The organism is Arthrobacter sp. P2b (genome assembly GCF_900168295.1).
Classification (GTDB): Bacteria; Actinomycetota; Actinomycetes; order Actinomycetales; family Micrococcaceae; genus Arthrobacter.
Genome location: NZ_FVZL01000002.1, coordinates 384085 through 410750, shown reverse-complemented (window position 1 = coordinate 410750; position 26666 = coordinate 384085). Strand labels below are relative to the sequence as shown.

General features: G+C 66.1%; 22 protein-coding genes. 15 read left to right on the top strand and 7 right to left on the bottom strand.

Going from position 1 to position 26666, the window contains the following annotated elements:
- Window positions 1-47: 47 nt before the first annotated feature.
- Complete coding sequence (gene pdxS, locus B5520_RS06465) at window positions 48-974, top strand: pyridoxal 5'-phosphate synthase lyase subunit PdxS (protein ID WP_079596236.1); 927 nt, start codon at window positions 48-50, stop codon at window positions 972-974.
- A gap of 270 nt (window positions 975-1244) precedes the next feature.
- Here pdxS and B5520_RS06460 read toward each other — a convergent pair whose 3' ends face one another.
- Complete coding sequence (locus B5520_RS06460; RefSeq protein ID WP_079596235.1) at window positions 1245-3260, bottom strand: M3 family metallopeptidase; 2016 nt, start codon at window positions 3258-3260, stop codon at window positions 1245-1247.
- 86 nt (window positions 3261-3346) lie between these two features.
- Between B5520_RS06460 and B5520_RS06455 the strand changes: the two genes are divergently transcribed.
- Entirely contained in the window at window positions 3347-4639 is a 1293-nt protein-coding gene (locus B5520_RS06455; protein ID WP_104443441.1) for a CapA family protein, read from the top strand.
- A gap of 4 nt (window positions 4640-4643) precedes the next feature.
- On the opposite strand, the gene B5520_RS06450 is transcribed toward B5520_RS06455, so the two are convergent.
- Both B5520_RS06450 and B5520_RS06445 read right to left on the bottom strand, forming a co-directional pair.
- Entirely contained in the window at window positions 4644-5393 is a 750-nt protein-coding gene (locus B5520_RS06450) for a type 1 glutamine amidotransferase (RefSeq protein WP_079596233.1), read from the bottom strand.
- Window positions 5390-6682 carry a Mur ligase family protein gene (locus B5520_RS06445; RefSeq protein ID WP_176156799.1) on the bottom strand — a complete coding sequence of 431 codons (1293 nt, stop codon included), beginning with the start codon at window positions 6680-6682 and terminating at the stop codon, window positions 5390-5392. The genes B5520_RS06450 and B5520_RS06445 overlap by 4 nt, the downstream gene beginning before the upstream one ends.
- Window positions 6683-6770: 88 nt before the next feature.
- Here B5520_RS06445 and pdxT point away from each other — a divergent pair, with 88 nt between their 5' ends.
- The 9 genes from pdxT to B5520_RS06400 all read left to right on the top strand — a co-directional run bounded on the left by pdxT (window position 6771) and on the right by B5520_RS06400 (window position 16724).
- Complete coding sequence (gene pdxT / locus B5520_RS06440) at window positions 6771-7481, top strand: pyridoxal 5'-phosphate synthase glutaminase subunit PdxT (RefSeq protein WP_079596231.1); 711 nt, start codon at window positions 6771-6773, stop codon at window positions 7479-7481.
- A gap of 3 nt (window positions 7482-7484) precedes the next feature.
- A complete protein-coding gene (locus B5520_RS06435) occupies window positions 7485-8240 on the top strand; it encodes a YebC/PmpR family DNA-binding transcriptional regulator (protein ID WP_079596230.1) in 756 nt (251 codons plus the stop codon).
- A 32-nt stretch (window positions 8241-8272) separates the two neighbouring features.
- A complete protein-coding gene (ruvC, locus tag B5520_RS06430) occupies window positions 8273-8851 on the top strand; it encodes a crossover junction endodeoxyribonuclease RuvC (protein WP_079596229.1) in 579 nt (192 codons plus the stop codon).
- Window positions 8852-8939: 88 nt separating this feature from the next.
- Window positions 8940-9584, top strand: a complete 645-nt coding sequence (ruvA, locus tag B5520_RS06425) for a Holliday junction branch migration protein RuvA (protein ID WP_079596228.1) — start codon at window positions 8940-8942, stop codon at window positions 9582-9584.
- Complete coding sequence (ruvB, locus tag B5520_RS06420) at window positions 9577-10665, top strand: Holliday junction branch migration DNA helicase RuvB (protein WP_079596227.1); 1089 nt, start codon at window positions 9577-9579, stop codon at window positions 10663-10665. The genes ruvA and ruvB overlap by 8 nt, the downstream gene beginning before the upstream one ends.
- Before the next feature lie 211 nt (window positions 10666-10876).
- A complete protein-coding gene (gene yajC / locus B5520_RS06415; RefSeq protein ID WP_079596226.1) occupies window positions 10877-11278 on the top strand; it encodes a preprotein translocase subunit YajC in 402 nt (133 codons plus the stop codon).
- A gap of 97 nt (window positions 11279-11375) precedes the next feature.
- The gene (gene secD / locus B5520_RS06410; RefSeq protein ID WP_079596225.1) at window positions 11376-13133 is read left to right on the top strand and encodes a protein translocase subunit SecD; all 1758 of its coding nucleotides are present in this window, start codon (window positions 11376-11378) and stop codon (window positions 13131-13133) included.
- The gene (secF, locus tag B5520_RS06405) at window positions 13133-14149 is read left to right on the top strand and encodes a protein translocase subunit SecF (protein WP_079596224.1); all 1017 of its coding nucleotides are present in this window, start codon (window positions 13133-13135) and stop codon (window positions 14147-14149) included. The genes secD and secF overlap by 1 nt, the downstream gene beginning before the upstream one ends.
- Before the next feature lie 184 nt (window positions 14150-14333).
- A complete protein-coding gene (locus tag B5520_RS06400) occupies window positions 14334-16724 on the top strand; it encodes a RelA/SpoT family protein (RefSeq protein WP_079596223.1) in 2391 nt (796 codons plus the stop codon).
- On the opposite strand, the gene B5520_RS06395 is transcribed toward B5520_RS06400, so the two are convergent.
- From B5520_RS06395 to B5520_RS06385, 3 genes are all read right to left on the bottom strand, one after another.
- Complete coding sequence (locus tag B5520_RS06395) at window positions 16605-17345, bottom strand: type IV toxin-antitoxin system AbiEi family antitoxin (protein ID WP_139386212.1); 741 nt, start codon at window positions 17343-17345, stop codon at window positions 16605-16607. The genes B5520_RS06400 and B5520_RS06395 overlap by 120 nt on opposite strands.
- Before the next feature lie 100 nt (window positions 17346-17445).
- On the bottom strand, window positions 17446-19095 hold the full coding sequence (locus B5520_RS06390; RefSeq protein WP_079596222.1) for a DUF349 domain-containing protein: 1650 nt from the start codon (window positions 19093-19095) through the stop codon (window positions 17446-17448).
- 67 nt (window positions 19096-19162) lie between these two features.
- Window positions 19163-19981 (bottom strand): peptidylprolyl isomerase, encoded by an 819-nt coding sequence (locus B5520_RS06385; RefSeq protein ID WP_079596221.1) that lies wholly within the window; start codon window positions 19979-19981, stop codon window positions 19163-19165.
- A 245-nt stretch (window positions 19982-20226) separates the two neighbouring features.
- On the opposite strand from B5520_RS06385, the gene hisS reads away from it, so the two are divergent.
- From hisS to B5520_RS06370, 3 genes are all read left to right on the top strand, one after another.
- Window positions 20227-21597, top strand: a complete 1371-nt coding sequence (hisS, locus tag B5520_RS06380; protein WP_079596220.1) for a histidine--tRNA ligase — start codon at window positions 20227-20229, stop codon at window positions 21595-21597.
- Window positions 21598-21732: 135 nt separating this feature from the next.
- The gene (gene aspS / locus B5520_RS06375) at window positions 21733-23535 is read left to right on the top strand and encodes an aspartate--tRNA ligase (RefSeq protein WP_079596219.1); all 1803 of its coding nucleotides are present in this window, start codon (window positions 21733-21735) and stop codon (window positions 23533-23535) included.
- A gap of 116 nt (window positions 23536-23651) precedes the next feature.
- Complete coding sequence (locus B5520_RS06370) at window positions 23652-24404, top strand: GNAT family N-acetyltransferase (RefSeq protein ID WP_254865503.1); 753 nt, start codon at window positions 23652-23654, stop codon at window positions 24402-24404.
- Here B5520_RS06370 and B5520_RS06365 read toward each other — a convergent pair whose 3' ends face one another.
- Complete coding sequence (locus tag B5520_RS06365; RefSeq protein WP_079596217.1) at window positions 24405-25079, bottom strand: acVLRF1 family peptidyl-tRNA hydrolase; 675 nt, start codon at window positions 25077-25079, stop codon at window positions 24405-24407.
- A 68-nt stretch (window positions 25080-25147) separates the two neighbouring features.
- Between B5520_RS06365 and B5520_RS06360 the strand changes: the two genes are divergently transcribed.
- Window positions 25148-26569, top strand: a complete 1422-nt coding sequence (locus B5520_RS06360; protein WP_079596216.1) for a replication-associated recombination protein A — start codon at window positions 25148-25150, stop codon at window positions 26567-26569.
- The last annotated feature ends 97 nt before the right edge of the window (window positions 26570-26666 follow it).

Sequence of the window (26666 nt, the reverse complement as noted above, 5' to 3'; positions counted from 1 at the left end):
CGCCTGCACGCCCGGCGAAGGTCATCTATCTACCCATAGGGGTTTTTGTGTCTACACCTGATGTAAGCAGCGAAGCCGGTTCGTCCGCGAACAGCGTCACGGGCAGCAGCCGCGTGAAGCGGGGCATGGCTGAGATGCTCAAGGGCGGCGTCATCATGGACGTCGTCAACGTCGAACAGGCCCGCATCGCCGAAGACGCCGGTGCTGTTGCTGTGATGGCGCTGGAACGCGTTCCGGCCGATATCCGTGCCCAGGGCGGCGTGTCCCGCATGTCCGATCCGGACATGATCGACCAGATCATCGACGCGGTCTCCATTCCGGTCATGGCCAAGGCCAGGATCGGCCACTTCGTCGAGGCCCAGATCCTGCAGTCCCTGGGCGTGGACTACATTGACGAGTCCGAGGTCCTGACCCCGGCTGACTACGTCAACCACATCGACAAGTGGAACTTCAAGGTCCCGTTCGTCTGCGGTGCCACCAACCTCGGTGAGGCACTGCGCCGCATCAACGAGGGCGCGGCAATGATCCGCTCCAAGGGCGAGGCCGGCACCGGCGACGTCTCCAACGCCACCGGTCACATGCGCCAGATCCGCTCCGAGATCGCCAAGCTCGCCGCCCTGCCCGAGGACGAACTCTACGTTGCGGCCAAGGAACTGCAGGCACCGTACGAACTGGTCAAGGAAGTCGCCGCTGCCGGCAAGCTTCCCGTGGTCCTGTTCACCGCCGGCGGCATCGCCACCCCGGCCGACGCCGCCATGATGATGCAGCTCGGCGCCGACGGCGTGTTCGTCGGCTCCGGTATCTTCAAGTCCGGCAACCCCGCCCAGCGCGCGGCCGCCGTCGTGAAGGCCACCACCTTCTACGATGACCCGGACGTCATCGCCAAGGCCTCCCGCGGCCTCGGCGAAGCCATGGTGGGCATCAACGTCGACGAAATCCCCCAGCCGCACCGCCTCGCCGAGCGCGGCTGGTAATTTCTCTTCCTTACGGCAGGTCCTGATCCTCTGCTTGCTATTCCCCACGTCCCGCTAAGGCCGCTTCGCGGCGAGCGGGGACGCAGGGCCCCTTTTACGCAAGCTGCCGGACCAGTACCTGCCTTCGAGCAACAAACCGCGACGGCGGCGAGTCACCTTTGCCTGGTGACTCGCCGCCGTCGTTCGTTTAACCCAAGTAGGTAGCGCTAAGTGTCGTTTTGAGGGTTCAGAACGACACTTAGCGCTACTCAGTTGGGAAGGGGCGCTCGTCTACTCGAGGCCGCGGCGCTTTAGCAGCGGTTCCAGTCTTGCTTCGCGGCCGCGGAGGGTTCGGAAGGACTCCAGCGGGTCGCGGCTGTTGCCTTGGGCCAGCAGCTCCCGGCGGAAGCGTTCGCCGTTGGCGCGGGTGAGGCCACCGTTCTCGGTGAACCAGTCCACCGTTTCGGCGTCCAGCACTTCGCTCCAAATATAGGAGTAATAGCCAGCGGCGTAACCGGCGCCGGCAAAGATGTGCTGGAAGTAGCCCGTCCGGTACCGCGGCGGGATCAGGGGATGGGCAATTCCCGCCGCGGCGAGGGCCTTCGCCTCAAACTCCAGCGCGTCCTCCGGCACATTGCCGGGCTCCAGCACATGCCACGCCAGGTCCAGCAATGCGGCGCCCAGGTATTCGGTGGTGGCGAAGCCTTCACCCCACAGCCGGGATTCATTGAGCCGCTCCACAACATCCCGGGGAAGCGGCTCGCCCGTGGCGTGGTGCCGGGCATAGTTTGAGAGCACTTCCGGCCACATGATCCACATTTCATTCACCTGCGAGGGGTACTCCACGAAGTCGCGGGGCACGGACGTGCCGGAAAACCGCGGATACGTGACGTTGGAGAAGAGACCGTGCAGGGCATGCCCAAATTCGTGGAACGCCGTGCGGAGCTCGTCCAGGGTCAGCAGTGTGGGTTCGCCGGCCGTCGGCTTGGAGATGTTCAGGTTGTTGATGACCACGGGCCGGGTCCCGAGCAGGGCCGACTGGTCCACCAGGGAATTCATCCATGCTCCGCCACGCTTGGACTCCCGGCTGTAGTAGTCGCCCAGGAAGAGGCCCAGCCCGCTGCCGTCCTCGTTGCGGACCTCCCAGACCCGGACGTCCGGGTGGTAGCCGGCCAGGTCCGTCCGCTCATGGAACGTAATGCCGTACAGGGACGTCGCGGCAAAGAACACCCCATCGGTCAGGACCCGGTCCAGCTCAAAGTACGGGCGGAGCGCCTGCTCATCGACGTCGTACTTTTTCCGGCGGACCCTGGCCGAATAGTAGGCCCAGTCCCAGGCCTCCAGTGGATGGCCGGCAACGTCTGCCAGCGCAGCGGCCTCGGTGTCCGCGTTACGGACAGCTGCCGGTGCCAGCCGGTTCAGCATCGACTGGACGGACCCGAAGTCCGGTGCGGTCTGGCGGTCCACCACCAGCTCGGCGTAGTTGGCAAAGCCCAGGAGGGAAGCCTTCTCCGCCCGCAGGCCGGCCATGGACCGTGCCAGATCAAGCACGTCAAGGCTTCCCCCGCTGCTGCCGCGGGCCACCGAAGCCTCAAAAAGACGACGGCGGACGTCCCGGTCCTCGAGCGCTGCCAGGGCCGGCTGGTTACCGGGCTGGATGAGTGTGAGCAGGAATTTGCCCTCATGGCCCGCAGCCCGGGCCGCTTCGGCTGCGGCGGCAACATCATCCGCCGGCAGGCCCGCGAGTTCCCCGGCGCTGTCCAGGAGCAAAGCCGCGGACTTCATGCCTTCCTTGACCCGCTGGCCGAATTCGGTACCGAGGCGGGCAAGTTCGGCATTGATCGCCATCAGCCGTTCCCGTCCGGGACCGTCAAGCTGGATGCCGGACTGCCGGAACTCCTTCAGATACTCCTCGACCAGGCGGGCGGACTCGGGGTCACACGCGGAGGCATCAACCGCCGAAAACCTCTCGAACAGGGCCCGGTTCAGGAAGATCTCGTCCTGGTGCGCCGAGATCCGGGGTGAATATTCGGTCTCGAGGGTGCGGATCTGCTCCGAAGCATCGGCGGACACCAGCGTGAAGAATGCCGCGGCTGCACGCTCCAGGAGCCGCCCGGACCGTTCCATCGCCACCACTGTGTTGTCGAAGTCTGCCGGTGCCGGATCGTCAACGATCGCCCGGATTTCGGCCAGATGTTTGGCAAGCCCGGCCTCGAGGGCTTCCGAGTAATGCGAGGCATCAATCGTGTCAAAAGGCGGAAGTCCGTACGGCAGGGGACTGGGGACCAGAAGGGGGTTCGTCGTCATGGGGTAAACCTTTCACAGCAAGGCACGCTTCTCAATGTGGGGAAATATCACCCCCCCGGGGCGCTGACCTCTTTAGAATGGCGGCTATGGGGACCGTAGCCGTCAAGGCGCCGGGGCGCATCAGCGCCCGCGCCTTGGCGATGTCATTGGCCGGAGCACTGTGGCTGACCGGTGCGCTGGCAGGCTGCGGGCTGCTCGCAGAGCAGAACGGGACTCCGTCCGCACCGGCGGGTTCCGCCTCCGCCGTAACAGCGCCGGTGGCAGGGGCAGCGTCCGGTACCACCCCGCCAGTCACGCCCACACCCACACCCACTCCCACGCCCGGAAAGGGCCCGGACTGCCCGGTCCTCCGCTGTACGTCCGTGCTGGTCACGGGCGACATGCTGGTCCACGCCGAGCTCTGGCAGCAGGCACAGCAGGACGCCGCAGCCGCCGGCAAGCCAGGCCTGGACTTCGTGCCCCTGCTGGAGGGCCAACGCCGCTACATCAACAACAGCGACCTTGCCATCTGCCACCAGGAGACACCCGTGGCGGTCCCGGAGGGGCCCTTCTCCGCCTACCCATCCTTCAACGTCCCGCCCCACATCATCACAGCCTCCAAAGCGGTGGGCTACCAGGCGTGCACCACGGCGAGCAACCACACCATCGACCGCGGCACGGACGGGCTGCTGCGGACCCTCGACGCGCTGGACGCCGCGGGCCTCAAGCACACAGGCTCGTACCGTACGGAAACGGAATCCCAGCGGATTTTGATCCTGCAGACACCAGTCGCAAAAGTGGCTGTCATCCAGGCCACCTATGGGCTCAACGGACTCGTTGCGGAGCACCCCTGGCAGGTGGACATGCTGGACGCGCCGGCCATGGTTGCCAAGGCCGAAAAAGCCCGGGCACTGGGTGCGGATATCGTCCTGGGAGCCATGCACGCGGGCGACGAGTACGCCAGCCAACCGAACATGCAGCAGCAGGACGTGGCGCACGCCCTTGTTGACAGCGGGCAGTTCAACCTGATCTACGGGCACCACACCCACTCGGTACTGCCGATCGAAAACTACAAGGGCACCTGGATCGTGTACGGGCTGGGCAACGGCGTCACTGAGCTCTCACCCTGGCATGTGGTCAACAACGAAGGCCTGCTGGTCCGCGCCCAGTTCGGCCAGGATGCTTCCGGCAGGTGGACTGCCATGGACCTCGCCTGGGCGCCCTCAGTGATGGTCCGCGACCCTTACCGGTGGTGCTCGGTGGCCGCGGACGCGCCGCAAGGACCGTGCGCGGGACCGGAAGCCGACGCCGCAACCCGGCAGCGGACGGTGGCCGTGGTGGAGTCGATGGGCGCACCCGCCGCCGGCGCGCACGAACTCCTCATCACCCGCGGGCCGTAACAGCTCAGCGCGGCCTGCGCGCCGCGTGCTCCCTCGCCAGTTCAGCGAACCGGTCATCCGGCTGGCCGGGCTCAAACGTTCCGAACTTCCGTTCAGCTGCGGTGCGGATCAGGAAATCGGCAATGGCAGGGTTTTTCGGCAGCAGCGAACCGTGCAGGTAACTGGCCACGATGTTGCGGTAGCGGGCTCCTTCGTGACCGTCGTTGCTGTTGTTGCCGGTCCCCTTGGCCACGGTGCCGAGCGGACGGACCCCGCTGCCCAGCGTCGTCTGGCCGCTGTGGTTTTCGTAGCCGAGGACTTCACCGAATTCGGGTGTCGATACCTTGACGTTTCCAATCAGGCGTTCGTCGGTGCCGTGGGTTTCCACGTCAAGGATGCCGATTCCGGGGATCACGGCCCCGGTGCGGGTCTTGAAAAACCGGCCGAACAGCTGGTACAGCCCGCAGATAACCAGCATGGGAGTGCCGTCCTCCGCCAGGTCCTTGAGAGCGGCCGCCCTTGACTGCAGGTCGTCCTGGATGACCAACTGGCCGCTGTCCTGGCCGCCGCCGCCCACGATGATGTCCACGTCATCGGGAAAAGGATCACCGACGTTGTATTCAAGCAGTTCGGACGTGTAACCGTGCCAGCCGATGCGCCGCTGCAGGACCAGGGCGTTGCCCCAGTCGCCGTAGATGTTCATGTCGCGCGGGTATAGCTGCACCACCCGGAGGGTGCCCTTGCCCTCAGCCGCGGCGGGTGTTCCAGTGCTCAAGAGACAACCTCCACGGTGGTGATTTTGGACAGTTCACGGCGGATGGCCAACATGGCGGTGTAGGTGCAGAAGATGCGCTTGGGCTTGCCCTGGGCCTCCCGGATGAACGCAGCCAGTGCCGGCGCGATCTCCGGCTGCACCGCGCCGGTAGGGACGTCGTCGTATTGCAGCCGGAGCGCCATGTCATAGGCCCGGGATCCGGTCAGCTGGTCCACGCCCTCCTCGCGGAGAGAGTCGAACTCCACGTCCCACAGCCATGACATGTCGCGGCCGTCGGCGTAATTGTCATTGATGGCGATCATCGTGGCGTAGCCGCCGGCGGGGAAAGACTTGAGGCCCAGCCGGAAACCGCTGGGGTTTTTGACCAGCACCAGGTCCAGGGGCTGGCCGTCCACCGTGAGGCTTTCGCCGCGGCCGAAGGCAGGCGCAACCTGGGACAATGCCTCCAGCAGGGATTCGTGGTCCGCAGTGGCCGCTCCGCTTCCGCAGATGCTCCGCGCCAGGGCCAGGGCAGCGGCCGCGTTAAAGATGTTGTACACCCCCCGGAGCTTCATCCCGGTGGTGACCGTGACGCCGTCGTACTCAAAGTCGGCGCTGTCCGCGCCAACCTTTCGGAGTACGACGTCGGCAGCGGGCTTTTCCGGAAGCCCCGCCGTGGCGGGGCTTCCGGGGGCAGCGCGCATGTCGTCGTCGTTGGGGAACGTACCCAGCAGCGAATCGTCCAGGCCGAAGTACCTGACTTCCTGCCCGGTGAGGGTCTCGGCGATCCTGGCCACCCGGGGGTCTTCACGGTTGAGAACAACCGTCCCGGTGGTCTTGGCGGCGATGTGCTGGAGCAGCTGCGCCGTCTTATCGATTTCACCAAACCGGTCCAGCTGGTCGCGAAGGACGTTAAGCAGGAGGCAGTAGCGCGGGGGCACGCTGTTGACGAAGTGGACGGCGTGCGCCTCATCCAGTTCCAGGACCGCGATATCGGCTTTAAGCCTGCCCCGCCAGTCCACCTCGCCCAACAGGGCAGCGGCGACGCCGCGCGTGAAGTTGCTGCCGGTGCGGTTGGTGAAGACCTTGAGGCCCTGGCTCTCCAGCAGTTCCACCACCATTTTGGTTGTGGTGGTTTTGCCGTTGGTACCGCTGACGACGGCGACACCGTGGGGGAGGGTGCTGAGCGTCCGCCGCATGAAGCCGGGGTCAATTTTTTCGACCACCAGGCCCGGCAGGGCGGAACCGCCGCCCCGGAGCCGGGACGCCCGGCGGACCAGCTTGCCGAGCGGAACACTGAAGGAAAACATGATTCGAATATATCCCAGCAGCGGCATGCAACCGCCGCCGGGTGCTTCCCCGACGGGCAGAAGTGCGCGGTCCCCGTATGCTGGATGGATGACAAATTCCCTTTCAGCTGCTTCGGCGCGCCTTGGCGCAGGCCTGCGGATCGGCGTGCTGGCGCTCCAGGGTGATTTCCGCGAGCACCTTCGGGCAGCGGAGGCATCCGGCGCCGAGGGCGTCAGCGTCCGCCGTCCCAAGGAACTGGACGGACTGGACGGACTGATCATTCCCGGCGGCGAATCAACGGCGATCGACAAACTGGCCCGTGCCTTCGACCTGGCGGAACCGCTGCGGGAGCGCATTGCCGAGGGACTGCCCGTCTACGGATCCTGTGCAGGCATGATCCTGCTGGCCTCTGACATCGCCGACCCCGCCACTGACCTCGCCGGCAATCCGCAGCAGACATTCGGCGGCCTGGATATCACTGTCCGGCGCAACGCCTTCGGCCGCCAGCGTGAGTCCTTCGAGGCGGACCTTGAGTTCAAGGGCCTGGATTTCAGCGCCACGGATACGGGCGTCGCCCCGGTCCACGCCGTCTTCATCCGCGGGCCGTGGGTGGAACGGGTTGGCCCGGACGTGGAAGTCCTGGCACAGGTGGAACCGGCCGACCCCGAGCACGCGTCCCACGCTGTCCCGCTGCCCGGGACGGCTAGAATTGTTGCAGTGCGTTCCGGCCACCTGCTGGCCACCTCCTTCCACCCGGAAGTGACTGGCGAAAAACGCGTACACGAACTTTTTATCCGCATGATCAGAGGAGAAGCGTAAAGCATGTCAGGCCACTCCAAATGGGCGACGACCAAGCACAAGAAGGCGATCATTGACAGCCGCCGCGCAAAGTCGTTCGCCAAGCTGATCAAGAACATCGAAGTTGCAGCCCGGATGGGCGGCCCGGACCTCGCGGGCAACCCGGGCCTGGAACTGGCGGTCACCAAGGCGAAGAAGACGTCCGTCCCCAATGACAACATCGACCGCGCCATCAAGCGCGGGGCCGGCCTCACCGGCGAAGTGGTGGACTACACCGAGATCATGTACGAAGCCCGCGGCCCGCAGGGCTCTGCCCTGCTGATCGAGTGCCTGACGGACAACAAGAACCGCGCCGCCTCCGAGGTCCGCCTCGCTATCTCGCGCAACGGCGGCACCATCGCCGATCCCGGCTCCGTCAGCTACCTCTTCACCCGCAAGGGCGTGGTGAACCTGCCGAAGAACGGACTCAGCGAGGACGACGTCCTGATGGCGGTCCTGGATGCCGGCGCCGAGGAAGTCAAGGACAACGGCGACACCTTCGAAATCCACTCCGAGCCCGGCGACCTGCCTGCCATCCGAGAGGCGCTGAAGGAAGCCGGCATCGAATACGACACCGACGAGGTGGAGTTCGTGCCGTCCATGCAGGTGGAGCTGGACGTCGACGGTGCCCGCAAGTTCCTCAAGCTCGCCGATGCCCTTGAGGACCTCGACGACGTGCAGAACGTCTACAGCAACGCCGACCTCACTGACGAAGTCCAGGCCGCCCTGGAATCCGAGTGACGTTTGGCCTTGCCTGCTGAAGTCCTGCGCCCGTGACGCTGCGCGTACTGGGCGTGGACCCCGGCCTCACCCGCTGCGGAATCGGTGTGGTGGATGTCGAACGCAACAGGCGGGCCACCATGGTTGCGGTCGGTGTGGTGGGAACCTCCCCGGAAGAGACTCTTGACCAGCGCCTCCTCGTGATCGCCCTGGCCATCGATGAGTGGCTGGACCGCTACGAGCCGCAGGTGCTCGCCGTCGAACGCGTCTTTTCCCAACTCAATGTCAGCACCGTAATGGGCGTGGCCCAGGCGTCCGGGGTGGTGATCGCCGCCGCCGCCCGCCGCGGGATTCCCGTGGCCCTGCACACACCGTCCGAGGTCAAGGCGGCAGTGACGGGCAGCGGTTCGTCCAACAAGGACGCGGTCACCAAGCTGGTCACCAAGATCCTCCGCCTGGACGCCCCGCCACGCCCCGCCGACGCCGCGGACGCCCTCGCCCTTGCCATCACCCACGCCTGGCGTGCTGGCAGTGGCGCATCCGTGGCCACCACGGGCCCCGGGAGTTCATCGCTCACTCCGGCGCAGCGGGCATGGGCAGAGGCTGAAGCCAAGGCGCGGCGCGCACGCTGAATGTCCCTGCCCCTTGCTAGGGTATTCGTAAATATGTTCGGATAGCCGGCTCGTTACCAGAAGCCCGGCAGACACCAGGAGCCCGGCTTTGATCAGTTTCCTCCGCGGAACCGTAGCGCACGTAGGCCTGTCCACGGCCGTGATTGACCTCAACGGTGCCGGGATGAGCGTCTACGCCACCCCGCAGACCCTCAGCGGCCTGCGCACCGGTGAGGAAGGAAAGCTGTTCACCTCCCTCATCGTCCGGGAGGATTCCCTCACCCTTTTTGGTTTCGCCTCCGACGATGAACGCGAAGTGTTCGACGTGCTGCTCAGCGTCAGCGGAGTGGGTCCCAGGCTGGCATTGGCTGTCCTGGCAGTCCATGATCCCGAGGCCATCCGGGTTGCAGCCCACACCGGCGACAGCAAGACCTTCACCAAAGTTCCCGGCATCGGTCCCAAGGTGGCAGGCCGGATCGTGCTGGAACTGGCCGGAAAGCTCGTCCCGCACGGCACCGCCGGTTCAGCAGCGGCGCCCACCGCCGCCGAAGCCGCCTGGAAGCCGCAGGTGGTTGCAGCCATGACCAGCCTCGGCTGGTCTGAAAAGGACGCGTCAACCAGCATCGACAAAGCATTGGCGGACGATCCCGAGGTCTCCTTCCGCGGCAACGTCCCGGAGATTCTGCGGACCACCCTGCGCTGGCTCGGCCAGGACGGGGCGCGCGCCGGCAACCGTGTAGGCAGCCGTGGCTGAACCGTCGCTGGTGGCGGCGGGGGAGGAGCCGGAGGAACGTGCCATCGAAGCCGCCCTCCGGCCCAAGAATCTGCACGACTTCGTGGGCCAGCACCGGGTGCGGAAACAGCTCTCGCTGGTTCTGCAGGCATCACGCATGCGGGGCCGCAGCGCAGACCATGTGCTGTTCTCCGGGCCGCCCGGCCTGGGCAAGACCACCCTTGCCATGATTGTCGCGTCCGAGATGAACGCCCCCCTGCGCATCAGCAGCGGTCCCGCCATCCAGCACGCCGGCGACCTCGCGGCCATCCTCTCCTCGCTGTCCGAAGGCGAGGTCCTGTTCCTCGACGAAATCCACCGTATGTCCCGCCCGGCCGAAGAGATGCTCTACATGGCCATGGAGGACTTCCGGGTGGACATCGTGGTGGGCAAGGGCGCCGGCGCCACGGCCATCCCGCTGGAACTGCCCCCGTTCACGCTGGTGGGTGCAACAACCCGTGCCGGGCTGCTTCCCGGGCCGCTGCGCGACAGGTTCGGCTTCACCGGACACCTGGAGTTCTACTCCGTGTCCGAACTGGAGCTCGTCCTGCGCCGCTCGGCCGGGCTGCTGGACCTGAAGGTGAACTCCGCCGGCTTCACCGAAATCGCCGGCCGTTCACGCGGAACGCCCCGTATCGCCAACAGGCTGCTGCGCCGCGTCCGGGACTGGGCGCTGGTCCATGGCATCGAACAAATCGACGCGCGGGCAGCCTCCGCTGCCCTGGACATGTACGAGGTGGACAAGAAGGGGCTGGACCGCCTGGACCGTTCGGTGCTTGAGGCGCTCATCACGAAATTCGGCGGGGGACCGGTGGGGCTTTCCACCCTGGCCATCGCCGTCGGCGAAGAAACCGAAACCGTGGAAACGGTGGCCGAGCCCTTCCTGGTCCGTGAAGGGCTTCTTGGCCGCACCCCGCGGGGCCGGATCGCCATGGCCCCGGCCTGGACGCACCTCGGCTATGCCATCCCGTCCGGTGTCTTTGCACAGGAGCAGCTGGACCTGTTCGACCCCGGGACGGGCAGCGACGAAGCGGCAGGGGATTGGGCTCCGGAAAGCCAATAGCAGGCTCCCTTCAGCTTTTCCCTTTAGACTGGTATGACGCCCGGCACGTTCGGGTCTCTGTTTCGTGGGTGGCACCGGCCCCCTGCGTCGCTGGGGAAGGAACCGGTCAGGCCTCTGCCTGCCTGAGGGTCCTGCCCCGGCCGGAGCGAAGCCGATGTTGCTGGAAATTCAGCTAGCTAAAAATAAAAGGACGGAATTCCCCTTGGATCTAATGTCAATTCTCCTGTTCGTCATGCTCGGCGTGTTCATCTTCATGATGTTCCGCCGCAACAAGAAGACGCAGCAGCAGCAGGCGGAGCTCCAGTCGAAGTTCGCCCCGGGCGTCGACGTTATGACCAGCTTCGGCCTCTTTGGCCGGATCGTGAGCATTGACGAGGCCGAGAACAAGGTCACCCTTGAGCTTTCCCCCGGCAACCTGGCCACCGTGCACCGTCAGGCCGTCACCAAGATCGTGGAGCCGGCCGCAGTACCGGTGCCGGAAGCCGAATCGCCCGCCGTGCCCGACGATGCCTCTTCCCTCACCGTCCAGGACAGCGGAAGCACCGCTGTGCCGGCGGAGACGCCGGACGAAACCCTGAAGCGCCTCAACGACGAGGGCAAAAAGGACATCTAGTCCCGCACCGCTTTTCACCTCTACCGCAGCGGATCACCGCCGGTGCACGCAACAGCAGGCACCGGCGGTTCCTCCGTGAATAAGAGAAAGATCGACAATGGCACGAACTGGCCCCAAGAAACCAGGCCTCAGGGTCCTGGTCTGGCTCGGTGTACTCATCGCCGCGCTGACCGCCGTCCTGGCCGGCGGCGCCCTGGCCGGGCAGGCAAGCTGGGCGCCCAAGCTGGCTCTGGACCTCGAAGGTGGAACCCAGATGATCCTGGCGCCGAAGGTCGAGGGCGGTTCGGACATCAACGAAGAGCAGCTCAACCAGGCGGTGGCCATCATCCGCCAAAGGGTTGACGGCTCAGGCGTCGCCGAAGCCGAGATCAGCACCCAGTCCGGGCGCAACGTGGTGGTCAGCCTTCCCGGAACCCCCTCCAGCCAGACCCGCGACCTGATCCAGGCGTCCGCTGACATGAACTTCCGCCCCGTGCTCCTCAACGGAGCCGGTGCGCCGGTCCCCGAGGAGTCCCGGGCGCCCGAAGACCAGCTGCCCAAGCCAACGGCCGAGCCCGCCAACAGCAGCGACATCAACTGGATCACGCCCGAGATCTACCGCCAGTTCGAGACCCTGGACTGCGACAATCCGTCGCAGGACGAGCAGGAACGCTCCGACCCGGCCAAGCCGCTGGTCACTTGCGAACCCGCCACTGACACCACGCCTGCCATCAAGTACATCCTGGGTCCGGTTGAGGTCAAGGGCAGCAACATCGTCACCTCGTCCTTCCAGCTGCAGCAGGGCGCACAGGGAGCCGTCACCAACGACTGGGCAGTCAACATCCAGTTCGACGACGAGGGAACGGCCAAGTTCAAGGAAGTCACCGAGCGGCTGAACCAGTTCTACGTGGCCGCCGGCGGGGAATCGGGCACCGACCCCAAGGCCCAGTTCGCCATTGTCCTGGACGACCAGGTCATCTCCGCACCCCGTTCGCTGGCTGTCATCACCGACGGCCGTCCTCAGATCACGGGCGGTTTTACGGAGCAGACCGCCAAAGCACTCTCTGACCAGCTCCGGTTCGGCGCCCTTCCGATCAGCTTCGAAATCCAGAGCGAGCAGCAGATTTCCGCCACCCTGGGTGGCGAACAGCTGCGCATGGGCCTTCTGGCCGGCCTGATCGGGCTCCTGCTGGTGGTGGTCTACTCGCTCTTCCAATACCGGGCGCTGGGCTTCGTCACCATCGCCTCCCTGGTGGTGGCCGGTGTCCTCACCTACCTGGCCATCGCCATCCTCGGCTGGACGGAAAACTACCGCCTGTCCCTGGCCGGCGTCGCCGGCATCATCGTTGCCATCGGCCAGACAGCGGACTCCTTCATCGTCTACTTCGAACGCATCCGCGATGAGCTGCGCGAAGGCCGCGGCCTGGTGTCCGCCGTCGAGAACGGCTGGAAGCGGGCCAAACGCACCGTCCTTGCCTCCAAGGCAGTCAACCTGCTGGCCGCGCTCGTCCTGTACTTCGTAGCAGTGGGCAACGTCCGCGGGTTCGCCTTCACCCTGGGCCTGACCGCCATCGCCGACCTCATCGTGGTGTTCATGTTTACGCACCCCACGCTGCAGCTGCTGGCCCGCACCAGGTTCTTCGGCGAGGGCCACCCGCTGTCCGGCCTTGACCCCAAGCGCCTCGGAGCCGTGCCGCTGTACCGCGGTGCCGGACGCCTGCGCACCCCCGAGGACAAGCCGTCCGTGGTCCGGGCCAAGAACGCCGGCGCGGCGGCGGAAGCTGAACGCAGGATGACCATCGCGGAACGCCGCCTGGCGGAGAAGCAGGAGCAGCTTGCCGGCTCCTCGAAGACCGCAGCGAAGGAGAACAAGTAATGTCCGGCTTCGCCAACTTCGGTAACGAGCTCTACACCGGAAAGCGTTCCTACAACTTTGTGGGTTCCAAGAAAATCTGGTTCATCATCGCCACCGTCGCGGTGGCCCTGTCCATCATCATCCCGGTGGCCAAGGGCGGCTTCAACCTCGGCATTGAATTCCGGGGCGGATCCGAGTTCACGGTCTCCAACGTGAAGACCACGGACGCAGCCCTGGGCGAGAAAGCCGTCACGGACGTGGTGGAGGGCAGCGTTCCCCGCGTGGCCAACGTGGCCGGAACCACCATGCGGATCCAGACGGATAAGCTCACCGATGATGAGACACTCCGGATCAAGGAGGGCCTGACCACGGCGTACGGCGTCACCGACAACGAGGTGACCTCGACCTTCGTGGGACCCACCTGGGGCGCCGACGTCACCAAGCAGGCACTGATCGGCCTGGTGATCTTCGTGCTGCTGGCCGCCGTACTGATGGCACTCTACTTCCGGACCTGGAAGATGTCGCTTTCGGCGATCGCGGGCATGGTGGTGACCATGTTCATCACGGCCGGCGTCTATGCCCTCAGTGACTTCGAAGTGACGCCGTCGGCCATCATCGGCTTCCTCACCGTCCTGAGCTACTCGCTCTACGACACCGTGGTGGTGTTCGATAAGATCCGCGAAAATACGGCAGAACTGGACGCCTCAACGCGCCGCACGTTCGCGGAGGAAGTCAACCTCGCCGTGAACCAGACCCTGGTCCGCTCGATCAACACCATGATGGTGGCCATCCTCCCGGTGGGTGCCATTTTGTTCATCGGTGCAGGCCTGCTGGGTGCGGGTACTCTCCGCGACCTTTCGCTGGCGCTGTTTGTCGGCATCCTCATCGGCACGGCCGCCACGATCTTCGTCGCTGCCCCGATGTACGCCTGGCTGCGGCAGAACGAACCGGACCTCGTCAGGCAGGCCAAGCGCGTGGAGCACCGCCGGGCCAGCACCACGGAGCGGCCCGCTTCGGCTGAACCTGCCCAGGCCTGAGCAGGCGCAATCCCACGAACGGGCGCAACACCCCAGGCTGATTGCGTGAAAGCCGGCAAGGGCCGGACACCACAGGTGTCCGGCCCTTGCCTGTTCCTTCGGCGGACATTTAGGGGCCGGTTATAAAAGTCGCCGCCGCGGGGAATAGACTGAGGTAATTAAGACGGTGGTGAGGGGTGCTTCATTGGAAGAACGTTCGGCGTCGGCGCCAACGGCACAGGGAGACAAGAATCCTGCCGGTGTACAAACCGGGGTTGCGGCATCAGCGCGCCCAGGCTCATTGGTGCCCGTTGACAACTCGGGGTCCCGCCCCACATTCCCCGGACGCAGGGAGCGCACCCGCTCCAGGCTGGCCCGCCTGACCGGGCGCGGCACCGCCACCTATTCGCCCATCCTCGAGCCGCTGCTGAGGACCGTACGGGCCAACAACCCCAAAGAGGACTTCGACCTCATCCAGCGCGCGTTCGACGTCGCGGAGCAGAGCCACCGGGGCCAGAAACGGAAAAGCGGCGATCCGTACATCACCCACCCCGTGGCAGTGGCCACCATCCTCGCCGAGCTGGGGCTCAGCGGAACCACCCTGGCAGCTGCCCTCCTGCACGACACCGTAGAGGACACCCCCTACACCCTCGCTGACCTGAAGCGGGACTTCGGCCCCGAAGTAGCCATGCTGGTTGACGGCGTCACCAAGCTGGACAAGGTCAGCTTCGGCGAGGCAGCCCAGTCCGAAACGGTCCGCAAGATGGTTGTTGCGATGGCCAAGGACATCCGCGTCCTGATGATCAAACTGGCCGACCGGCTGCACAACGCCCGCACCTGGCGCTTCGTCTCCGCCGAATCGTCGGCACGCAAGGCCCGGGAAACCCTGGAGATCTTCGCTCCGCTGGCGCACCGCCTGGGCATGAACACCATCAAGTGGGAGCTGGAGGACCTCTCCTTCGCCGCACTGTACCCCAAGGTATACGAAGAGATCGTGCGGATGGTGGGGGACAGGACGCCCGAGCGCGAGAAAAGCCTGAGCGTCATCCGCGACCAGATCACCGAGGACCTGCGCACCGCCCGGATCAAGGCCACCATCACGGGACGGCCCAAGCACTACTACTCGATCTACCAAAAGATGATCGTCCGCGACAAGGACTTCGACGACATCAACGACCTCATGGGCGTCCGCGTCCTGGTGGACTCCGTCCGGGACTGCTATGCAGCCCTGGGCACGATGCATTCGCGCTGGAACCCGCTGCCCGGCAGGTTCAAGGACTATATTGCGATGCCCAAGTTCAACATGTACCAGTCGCTGCACACCACGGTGATCGGCCCCGGCGGCAAGCCCGTGGAAATCCAGATCCGGACCCACGAAATGCACCGCCGGGCGGAGTACGGTGTGGCAGCACACTGGAAGTACAAGGACCAGCCCAACCGCACCGCCGTGGGCCCCGGCAGCCCCCGTGACGGCGACATGGGCTGGCTCCGCTCCCTGGTGGACTGGCAGCAGGAGACCTCGGATCCGGGCGAGTTCCTGGACTCCCTGCGCTTCGAGATCAACGCCCGCGAGGTGTTCGTCTTCACTCCCAAGGGTGAGGTCATGGCACTTCCGGCCGGCTCCACCCCTGTCGATTTCGCCTATGCGGTCCATACGGAAGTTGGACACCGCACCATCGGCGCCCGCGTCAACGGGAAGCTGGTTCCGCTCAACAGCGAACTGAACCACGGCGACTGGGTGGAAATTTTCACGTCCAAGGCCGAAGGCGCCGGGCCCAGCCAGGACTGGCAGCACTTCGTCAAGAGCGCACGTGCCCGGAACAAGATCCGGCAGTGGTTCAGCAAGGAACGCCGCGAAGAGGCGATCGACCGCGGCAAGGAACTCCTGACCCGGGCCATGCGGAAGCAGAACCTTCCGCTGCAGCGCCTGATGACGCACGAGGCCCTGGCAGCGGTTGCCGAAGAATTCAAGTACGTGGACATCTCCGGCCTCTATGCCGGCGTGGGTGACGGCCACACCTCCGCCCAGTCGGTGATGGAGAAGCTCGTTGAAAGCCTCGGCGGCAACGAGAGCGCCGACGACGACATCTCCGAAGTCAGCATCCCCACCCAGGTCACCAAGGCGCGGTTCTCGGATTCCGGTGTGGTGGTCCGCGGCGTCGGCGACGTCTGGGTCAAACTGGCGCGCTGCTGCACCCCGGTACCGCCCGACCCCATCCTGGGCTTCGTGACCCGCGGTTCGGGCGTATCCGTGCACCGGACGGACTGCACCAACATTTCGGACCTGAAGGACCAGCCGGACCGGATTGTTGACGTGGACTGGGCACCCACCCAGTCAAGCGTGTTCCTCGTTGAGATCCAGGTGGAAGCCCTGGACCGCAAGTCCCTGCTGTCCGACGTGACCCGGGTGCTTTCGGAAAACCATGTGAACATCCTTGCCGCCAGCGTCCACACATCCACCGACCGTGTGGCCATCTCAAAATTCGCCTTCGAGATGGGCGACCCCAAGTACCTGAGCCACGTCCTCAGCGCCGTCCGCCGGATCGACGGGGTCTTTGACGTCTACCGCACCACTGGAAACAAGCGCCGGAGCTAGCCGGGCCAGCTTCTCCAGTGCCGCCCTTTTGTGCGGCACCCGCGGCGACGCCTCGATTGCGAGGACCAGCAGCCGCAGCCGCACGTCCTTCTGCGGACGCGCCAGTAAACGCTCAAGCGTGGGCACGGCGCGCTCGGCATCGACGTGCAGCGCGACGTCCAGCGCCGTCCGCAACGGACTGGACACCATCAGGCCGCCCAGGCTGACGACGTCGAACGGCCCCAGCCTGACCTCGTGAAGGGTGCAGCCCCTGGTATTGCGCAGGCTCGAGACCCGCCGCTTGGCATCCACCAGCAGTGCAAGACGGTCCGGCTCGGCTGCGCAGCCGTAGATCCAGGCCGCGGTCATGCGGCCCGCCACCACCCGTTGCCTCACTGATGCAGGAACGGCGGACGCGGCAGCCCTTGCCCGCAGCTGCGGGGAGGCCGGCACTTCCGGCAGGGTGTAGCCATGCTGATGGAAGCGGGCAAGCAGTCCGTCCGACGCAAGCGACTGCAGTTCCGGTAAGGCAAAGGGCATGCCCGGCGCATACAGCTCGGGAAAGCGGGGCGCCGCTGTGGAACCGCCCGGCGGCGGGTCAATGCCTGCTGCGGCAGTGGAAGGAACCGATGGTGTCGCCATCTGTTCATCCTGCCGCGAACCCCGTTAACGGGAACAGGCCCGGTTCCGGTTATGTGGAAAACCGGGACCGGGCCTGTCCGCTAAAGGAACAGCCGGAAGGTCAGGAGAGCTCGCTGGCCGAACGCTGGATCTGGTCAAGCCACGCCTGGCGGGCCTCGAGGGCTTCCTGCGCAGCCTTGATCTTGCGCTGGTCACCGCTCTTTTCCGCCTTGGCCAGGTCATCCTGCAGGCCGGCGATGGCGGACTCGAGCTGGGACAGGGCGCTGTTGGTGCGTGCCTTACGCTCCGGGTTGGACCGCTGCCACTGCTCTTCCTCGGCGTGGCGCACGGCGTCCTCAACCTTGCGGAGCCCGGCCTCGATGCGGCCCATATCGGCGCGCGGCACCTTGCCGGCTTCTTCCCAACGGTCGCGGACGGACTGCAGTGCCTTCTTGGCCGCTGCAAGGTCCTTGACCGGAAGGATTGCGTTGGCTTCCGTCAGGAGGGCTTCCTTGACGGTGAGGTTGGCGGCGTACTCCTGGTCGATCTCGTCGTTGGCGGCCTGCCGGTTCGTGAAGAACACATCCTGCGCGGCACGGAAACGGGCCCACAGGGCGTCGTCGTCTTTGCGGCTAGCCCGCGGGGAAGCCTTCCACTGGTCCATCAGGCGGCGGTACTCACCGGCAGCGAATCCCCAGTCGGTGGACGTGGACAACGCCTCAGCTTCGGCAATCAGCTTTTCCTTCGCAGCCTTGGCCGAGGAGTTGTTGCTGTCCAGCTGGGAGAAGTAGGCCCTGCGGTGGCGGTCGAAAACGGTGCGGGCGGCGCGGAACCGCTTCCACAGGGCGTCTTCGTTGCTGCGGCCCAGGCGGACGCCGCTCTTCTGCGCAGCCTTCCAGCTCTCAAACAGCTCGTTCATGCGCGCGCTGGATGTCTTCCACTGTGTCTGTGCCGGGTCCTGGCCGGAGATCTGCTCTGCTTCAGCCACGATGGCTTCGCGGGCAGCAAGCTCGGACGCCCGGACGGCGTCGTGCTCGGCCTTCTCCGCCTTTTCGAGTTCGGAGATCTGCGTGGAAAGGCTGTCCAGCCGCGCCTCGGCAGCGCGCAGGTCACCCACCATATTGCGTTCGGCGAGCTGCTCCCGCAGGTGCGTCACCGTTTTCTGCATGTCGGTGCTGGGGGCCTTGGAGCTGACGCGCTGTTCAAGCAGCACAATCTGGGCCACCACGTCGTCGTATTTCCGCGCAAAGTACGCCAGGGCCTCGTCGTCGCTCACGCCGGGGTACTGGCCCACGGGGTGCTCGCCGCCGTCGATGGTCAGGAAGACGTGCCCGTCACCTTCCACGCGTCCCCACTTCGAGGCCTCTGCCAGCGATGTGGCCGGCGGTGCCTGGACCGCGGCTACGGCCGGGGCTGCTGCTGCCGGCTTGGGACGGGAGGCGAAGGCTGCGGGGGACGGGGCGGACGGCCGGGGGCCGGGGGCCGGTGCAGGTGCGGGCGCGGCGGCGGTTCCGGGAACCTCGGCGGAGGGGCTTTCCTCGGCCGGGGCCTCCTGGGCCGGAGCTTCATCGGCCGGAAGCTCGTCGGCCGGAGCCTCATCGGCCGGCGCTTCGACGGCTTCCGCCGCGGGGGTACCGTCTTCCGCGGAGACCTCGGCGGGTACTTCCGTTTCCGGTGTGCTGGCTGCTTCAGTTCCTGCGAGGTCCGTGGCGTTGGCCGCCGCTTCGGTCAGGTCTGTTGCTGTTTCGTCGGATTTCTGACTGTCTGTCACCGCTAAAAGTCTTTCGCTTGGAGGGAAATACTCACGTTCTGCACCGCGGCCACGTTGGCCCGGCTTCCTACTTCAGAGAAAACGAGTCTATCGTGACTGGTTCAACAGGCGCGCCGTCTGTGTCGCTGCTGCCCGGCGTGATCCCTGCGGCAGCAATATTCGACACCACGTCCAGTCCCGACGTCACCCTTCCGACCACCGTGTAGCCCCCTGCCGAGTCAGCCGGGATGGCAGTGTCCTTGTAGACGATGAAGAACTGCGTGCCATTGCCGTAGGCGTTGTTGCCTGTCCTGGCCACGGCGATGGTGCCCGCAGGATAGGTATTGTCGGCCGGCGTGTTTTCCAGGGGCCCCCAAGTGTAATTGGGATCGCCCTGCCCGTCGCCCGTGGGCGAGCCGCACTGCAGGACGCCGAACGCATCCGCGGTGGTGAGCCGGTGACAGGTCTTTCCGTTGTAGAAGCCCTCATCGCTGAGGGACTTGAAGACCGCCGCAGCCTGCGGGGCGCTGGTGCCGTCCAGCTCCACACCCAGCGGGCTTCCGTTCAGGACCAGGTCACCGGTGAAGGTCTTGCCGGCGGCGGTATCGGCGGCCGGGATGTTGGGGCCATTGGTGGGTGGGGCTGACGTGCTGGCAGAGGGGTCAGCCGAGGCTGACGGATCGGTCAGGCCGGCCTCGGCTGCAGCGAATTCGTCCTCCGTCGGGTTGCCGGCGAAGGCAGTGAGCTGGAGGACGACGGCGAGCACCACGGCGGCGGTTCCGGCACCGGCGGCCACGAGGTTGTCGCGCTTGCGCCGCTTCTCCTGGTCCCGCCTCAGCTCGCGCTTGGCTTCCATCTGCTGGATACGCCGTTTGGCTTCGCGGGCACTGCGTGAACTGGCCGCCAAGGGTCCTCCTCATTGTCGGGCTGCTGCGCCATCTGGTTGTCGGGCTGCTGCGCAGGGGCATGTTGGCCGCAGGCACAGTTTTCTGACGGCCGAGCCCTGCCGGTCCGGCGTATTAGAGATGCACACGGATGACGCATAAACTGACTGCCGCACATAGTTTATGCATGACTGGCTGGACTGCCGCGGTTCCGCGCCCACAGCGGGCGAAATGCGGCTGCATCCGGCGCACCAAGAGGAGAACTTCCATGGCACGCACCGCCTCCCTGTCCGGATTCCCCGAGTGGCTTCCCGAGGAGCGGCTGGTGGAACTCCATGTCCTGGACACCCTGCGCCGGGTCTTCGAACTGCACGGGTTCGGCTCCATCGAGACCCGCGCCGTGGAGACGGTGGGCCAGCTGCTGCGCAAGGGTGAAATCGACAAGGAAGTGTACGGGCTCAGCCGGCTCCAGGAGGACGAAGGCGCCAACCCCGTCAAGGGAGGCAAAGCCGATCCGCACGCGCTTGCACTGCACTTCGACCTGACCGTCCCCTTCGCCCGGTACGTTGTGGAGAATGCCGGCTACCTGGCGTTCCCGTTCCGCCGCTACCAGATCCAGAAGGTGTGGCGGGGTGAGCGTCCGCAGGAAGGCCGTGCCCGCGAGTTCACGCAGGCGGACATCGATGTGGTGGGCGACGGTGAACTGCCCTTCCGCTACGACGTTGAGATCGCCCTGGTGATCGCGGAGGCGCTCAGCGCGCTGCCCATCCCGGACTTCAGGCTGCGGATCAACAACCGCAAACTCGCCGAAGGTTTCTACCGGGGCATCGGCCTTGAGGACACCGCCGGCGTGCTGCGCAGCATCGACAAGCTCGAAAAGGTGGGCCCGGCCAAGGTGGCGGAACTGCTGCAGGAAGAACTGGGTGCCACCGATGAGCAGGCCCAGAAGGCGCTGCAGCTGGCCGGTATCCGCACTGAGGACACCTCTTTCGTGGCCCAGGTCCGGACGCTGGGCGTCAGCAATGACCTGTTGGACGAAGGCCTGAACGAGCTGGAACAGGTGATCGACGCCGCTGTCCAGCGGGCTCCCGGCAAGGTGGTGGCAGACCTCAGCATCGCCCGCGGCCTTGACTACTACACGGGAACAGTGGTGGAAACCGTCCTGGTGGGCCACGAGCAGCTGGGCTCCATCTGCTCCGGCGGCCGTTACGACGCCCTGGCATCCAAAGGCAACCGGAAGTTCCCGGGCGTCGGGTTGTCCATCGGCGTTACCCGGCTGGTCTCCCGCATCCTGAGCCAGGACCTGGCCAAGGCTTCCCGTTCGGTGCCTACCGCGGTGCTGGTGGCTTTGGCGAGCGATGACAGCTGGGACGCAGCCCAGGACGTGGCAGCGCAGTTGCGCAGCCGCGGCATCCCCACCGAGGTGGCCGCCAAGGCGGAGAAGTTCGGCAAGCAGATCAAGTTCGCTGACCGGCGCGGCATCCCGTTCGTCTGGTTCACGGACGACGACGGCACTCACCAGGTCAAGGACATCCGGTCGGGGGAGCAGGTGGCAGCCGCGCCCGAAACCTGGGCGCCGCCGTCGGAGGACCTCACCGTCCAGGTGGCCACGGCAGCCCAGGTGGCAACCGCGGTCTAAGACGGTTCGTCCGCCCCGGGTCCGCCGTGCGGTGACAGCGGCCGTCCAGCGGGTAAACTCGGACGGGACTGTTCCTGGAGTGGTTCCTTTTAAATTCCCACTGCTTTCCTTCTGTTCTCTCTAGAAAGGTGTGCTGTGCTGCGCACACATGACCTCGGATCCCTTCGTTCCGAGCACATTGGACAAACCGTAACCCTGGCCGGCTGGGTGGGCCGCCGCCGTGATCACGGTGGTGTGGCATTCGTTGACCTGCGCGATGCTTCGGGCGTGGCCCAGGTTGTGGTCCGCGAGGAAGAGGTCTTCCACGGCCTGCGCAACGAGTACGTCCTGCAGATCAAGGGCACCGTTTCCAAGCGGCCGGAAGGCAATGAGAACCCGGCGCTTGCCACCGGTGAGATCGAGGTCATCGCCGAGGACGTTACGGTCCTGAACACCTCGGACCCACTGCCGTTCCAGATCGACGAGCACGTGGAAGTGGGCGAGGAAGCCCGCCTCAAGCACCGCTACCTGGACCTCCGCCGCCCCGGCCCCAGCCGCAACCTGCGGCTGCGCTCCGAAGCCAACCGGGTGGCCCGCGAACTGCTCCACCGGGACGGGTTCGTGGAAATTGAGACCCCTACGCTGACGCGTTCGACGCCGGAAGGCGCCCGTGACTTCCTGGTTCCGGCACGCCTGGCCCCGGGCTCGTGGTACGCGCTTCCGCAGTCGCCGCAGCTTTTCAAGCAGCTCCTGCAGGTTGGCGGCTTCGAGAAGTACTACCAGATCGCCCGCTGCTACCGTGACGAGGACTTCCGCGCGGACCGCCAGCCGGAGTTCACCCAGCTGGACATCGAGGCCAGCTTCGTGGACCAGGACGACATCATCACGCTGGGCGAAAACATCGTCCAGGCAGTGTGGAAGCTCATCGATGTGGAGATCCCCACGCCCATCCAGCGGATCACCTATGCCGATGCGATGGCCCGCTTCGGTTCGGACAAGCCGGACCTTCGCTTCGGCCAGGAGCTGACCGAGCTCACCGAATTCTTCAAGGACACCAACTTCGGCGTCTTCAAGGCCCCGTACGTGGGTGCCGTCGTGATGCCCGGCGGGGCGTCCCAGGCACGCCGTGCCCTGGACGCCTGGCAGGAATGGGCCAAGCAGCGCGGAGCCAAGGGCCTGGCCTACGTCCTGTACAAGGAGGACGGCGAGCTTGCGGGCCCGGTGGCCAAGAACCTCACCGACACCGAGCGGGCCGGCCTGGCAGACGCCGTCGGCGCCAAGCCGGGCGACTGCATTTTCTTCGCTGCCGGCGAGAAGACGCCGTCGCGTGCACTCCTGGGTGCCGCCCGCGTGGAAATCGGACACCGCACCGGTTTGATCGACCCCAGCGCCTGGGCGTTCTGCTGGGTAGTGGACGCGCCCATGTTCGAGCCTGCCGCCGCAGCCGTGGCCTCCGGCGACGTGGCGGTGGGTGCCGGCCAGTGGACTGCCGTCCACCACGCCTTCACCTCGCCCAAGCCCGAGTTCCTGGACACCTTCGACAAGGACCCCGAGTCCGCGCTGTCCTACGCCTACGACATCGTCTGCAACGGCAACGAAATCGGCGGCGGCTCCATCCGTATCCACCAGCGCGACGTGCAGGAGCGCGTCTTTGAGCTGATGGGCCTGGACAAGGAGGATGCCCAGACCAAGTTCGGCTTCCTGCTTGAAGGGTTCAAGTACGGCGCGCCCCCGCACGGCGGCATCGCCTTCGGCTGGGACCGCGTGGTTTCCCTGCTGGCGGGAGTGGACTCCATCCGCGACGTCATCGCCTTCCCGAAGTCCGGCGGCGGCCACGACCCCCTGACGGACGCTCCGGCCCCCATCACGCCGCAGCAGCGCAAGGAAGCCGGCGTCGACTTCAAGCCTGAGGCCACCAGGCCCGTTGAGGTGAAGAAGGCAGAAGCGGTCGCCAAGTAACGGCTGACGGCCATACGGCAGGAGGCTCCCCGGCACGTCCGGGGAGCCTTCTGCCATTTATGAAGGAGATGAATGTGCCGGGCGTCCACACAACACGTTTTGCGGTCGAGACGGCCATGGATGCTGCCTGGCCGGCTGTGGAACGGCACGAATCGGGCGGCTGGGTTTTCCGGGCCGCGGATGGAGTAACGCAGCGCGCCAACTCCATCTGGCCGCGCCGGATTCCCGACGACGGTTCCCCTCACTTTCCGGTTCTGCTCCGGGACGCCAGGTCCTGGTACCGCAGCCGGCGGCTGCCGGTGATCTTCCAGGTTTTTGACGATGCCCGCACGGCGCCCCTCAACACTTTCCTGGATGCGGAGGGCTTTACGCGGCAGTCGGAGACGCTGATCATGGCAAGCTGGCCTTTGGCGGCTGCGGCGGCGCCTGACCGCACCGTTGAACTTTCAGCCCAGCCATCGGATGAATGGCTGCGGGTGTGGTGGGACGTGGACGGCCGCGGTGGTGCGGAGGCACTGGCAACCGCCCGCGGAATCCTGGAAGGCTGCCCAGCCCTGTACGCCCTCGTGCGGGACGACGGCGGCCGGCCCGCCGCCGTCGGACGCCTTGCCCTTCCGGACAAGACGCTGGGGTGGGGTGGGATCTACTGCATGGCCACGCATCCGGACGCCCGCCGCCGCGGCCACGGCACGCGGATCCTCGACGCGTTGCTGCAGGCCGCGGCCGAACGGGGGCTGGAAGGCTGCTGGCTGCTGGTCACCGCCGCGAACCGGGCCGCCCAGGAGCTTTATGCAAAGGCGGGGTTCCAGGAAACGGGACGTTACCTCTACCGGCAGGAACGGCCCAGGCGGCACCTTACCGGCTGCTGACTATCCGGGCTGCGCGTCGGTCACCTGCACCCGAACGGAACAGGCATCTGCTGCCGCTTTTTTCACGACCGCTGCCTTGGGCTCGGCTACGTCAAGGTAGGCCAGCCGCGGCAGGCGGGCGTACTCCTGCAGAGCCGGGTGCGCCAGGACCTGGTCCGCCAGCGCCCGGTCGCCGCCGGGAAGCAGATATTCGAAGGATCCCCGGCCAAACACTTCAGCGGCCTGCACCGCCACCGCCTCCACCAGCGCATCGGCCTGGTTGGACCGGCGCCGGGCGAAGCGCTGCTGGGACTGGCCGCCCGCCGCCGTCCGGGACTGGACGTACCGTGTGCCCGCCTTTGAAGCCAGCAGCTGCCCTTCGGCGGCGATACCCAGGCCATAACCGCCACGGCGAACCAGCAAGAGACCAAGCCGGCGGGGCTGCGATGAGAGCGACGCCAGGCGTTCCACGGCATCCGACCCGCGTCCTGGCCTCCCATCCACGGGCCACGGCGCCTGCAGGAGCGCTTCGGCGCCGTCGGCAGCCACGACCCGCAGCCCGTCGTCGTCATCGTGCAGCACGCAGCCGCCATGCGCGGCGCCGAACCGCTCCACCCAGCCGGCCAGCCGGCTGCCGGGAACGAAAGCGGTCCGGACGGAAGGCGGGCGGTTTCCGGCGGCAGCTCGGGCGGGCATGGCGGGATCCTTTGGTAGGCAGCTGGGTGCCGGCACGAAAGCCGAACGACTGGAAGTAGCCTATCTATGTGGATGATCTCTTCGGGCACGGGCCCGGTAATGACGACGACGGCGACGACGATGCGCCTGCCGCCGCCCGGACTGCCGGGGGAGGGGGTAACACTTCCCCCCGCGGTCCGCTCGCCGTCCGGATGCGTCCCCGCACCCTCGACGAGGTAGTTGGCCAGCAGCACCTCCTCGGCCAGGGCTCGCCCCTGCGCCAGCTTGCTGCAGGGGCGGGAGCAGACACCTCGGGCCCCGCCGGTCCCACCTCACTCATTCTCTGGGGCCCGCCGGGAACCGGCAAAACAACCTTGGCGCACGTGATTGCCCGCGGACCGGGCCGGAAGTTCGTGGAGCTCTCCGCGATTACTGCCGGCGTCAAGGACGTGCGGCGCGTCATGGACGACGCACTCACCGCCCGGGACCTCTACAAAACCACTACGGTCCTGTTCCTGGACGAGATCCACCGTTTCAACAAGGCCCAGCAGGATGCCCTGCTTCCGGGGGTGGAAAACCGCTGGGTGGTGCTGGTGGCCGCCACCACGGAAAACCCGTCGTTCTCCGTGGTCTCCCCGCTGCTGTCCCGTTCCCTGCTGCTGACGCTCCGCCCGCTGACCGACGGGGATATCGAAGGGCTGATCCAGCGCGCCGTCGCCGATCCGCGCGGACTGAACGGAAAGGTGGACCTCACCGGGGAAGCACTGGACCATTTGGTCAGGCTCTCAGGTGGTGATGCCCGTCGTGCCCTGACGGCCCTGGAAGCTGCGGCAGGTGTGGCCTTCGGTGACGCGGACGATGCGGGGGAGGGGCCGGTCGCCGTCGACCTGAAGCACACGGAACGCGCACTGGACGTCGCCGCGGTAAGGTACGACCGTGCGGGCGACCAGCACTATGACGTCATCAGTGCTTTCATCAAGTCCATCCGCGGCTCCGACGTTGACGCAGCCCTGCACTACCTCGCGCGCATGCTCGAAGCCGGCGAGGACCCCCGCTTCATTGCGCGCCGGATCGTGATTTCGGCCTCCGAGGATGTGGGTATGGCTGATCCCACTGCACTGCAGACTGCGGTGGCGGCGGCGCAGGCCGTCCAGCTGATCGGCATGCCCGAGGGCAGGATCATCCTCGCCGAGGCCGTGGTCCACCTGGCCACGGCCCCCAAGTCCAATGCCGCCTACATGGGGATCAACCAGGCCGTCGCCGACGTCCGCGCAGGCCTTGGCAATGGAATTCCCGCGCACCTGCGCGACGCGCACTATCCCGGTTCGAAGCAGCTGGGCCATGGCGTGGGTTACAAGTACGCCCACGACGCCCCGCATTCCGTGGCTACCCAGCAATACCCGCCGGACGACCTGGTGGGAAGGGACTACTACAAGCCCACCGGGAACGGCGCCGAACGGGACATCGCCGTCCGGCTGGAGCGCCTGCGGAAGCTTGTCCGGGGGAAGTAACCGCCGTGGTAGGATAGATGTTTGTCTGGCAAGGCACGGACGCACAATCCCCCGAATTTCTTCGAGTTGGTTATGCCCTGTGCCCAGTAGCAAAAGG

What these genes read in the sequence shown, in the direction of transcription:
- B5520_RS06460 (WP_079596235.1), bottom strand. Translation starts at nt 3,260, where the DNA reads ATGACGACGAACCCCCTTCTGGTCCCCAGTCCCCTGCCGTACGGACTT.
- B5520_RS06455 (WP_104443441.1), top strand. Translation starts at nt 3,347, where the DNA reads ATGGGGACCGTAGCCGTCAAGGCGCCGGGGCGCATCAGCGCCCGCGCC.
- B5520_RS06445 (WP_176156799.1), bottom strand. Translation starts at nt 6,682, where the DNA reads ATGTTTTCCTTCAGTGTTCCGCTCGGCAAGCTGGTCCGCCGGGCGTCC.
- pdxT (WP_079596231.1), top strand. Translation starts at nt 6,771, where the DNA reads ATGACAAATTCCCTTTCAGCTGCTTCGGCGCGCCTTGGCGCAGGCCTG.
- B5520_RS06435 (WP_079596230.1), top strand. Translation starts at nt 7,485, where the DNA reads ATGTCAGGCCACTCCAAATGGGCGACGACCAAGCACAAGAAGGCGATC.
- yajC (WP_079596226.1), top strand. Translation starts at nt 10,877, where the DNA reads ATGTCAATTCTCCTGTTCGTCATGCTCGGCGTGTTCATCTTCATGATG.
- secD (WP_079596225.1), top strand. Translation starts at nt 11,376, where the DNA reads ATGGCACGAACTGGCCCCAAGAAACCAGGCCTCAGGGTCCTGGTCTGG.
- secF (WP_079596224.1), top strand. Translation starts at nt 13,133, where the DNA reads ATGTCCGGCTTCGCCAACTTCGGTAACGAGCTCTACACCGGAAAGCGT.
- B5520_RS06395 (WP_139386212.1), bottom strand. Translation starts at nt 17,345, where the DNA reads ATGGCGACACCATCGGTTCCTTCCACTGCCGCAGCAGGCATTGACCCG.
- hisS (WP_079596220.1), top strand. Translation starts at nt 20,227, where the DNA reads ATGGCACGCACCGCCTCCCTGTCCGGATTCCCCGAGTGGCTTCCCGAG.
- B5520_RS06370 (WP_254865503.1), top strand. Translation starts at nt 23,652, where the DNA reads ATGGATGCTGCCTGGCCGGCTGTGGAACGGCACGAATCGGGCGGCTGG.
- B5520_RS06365 (WP_079596217.1), bottom strand. Translation starts at nt 25,079, where the DNA reads ATGCCCGCCCGAGCTGCCGCCGGAAACCGCCCGCCTTCCGTCCGGACC.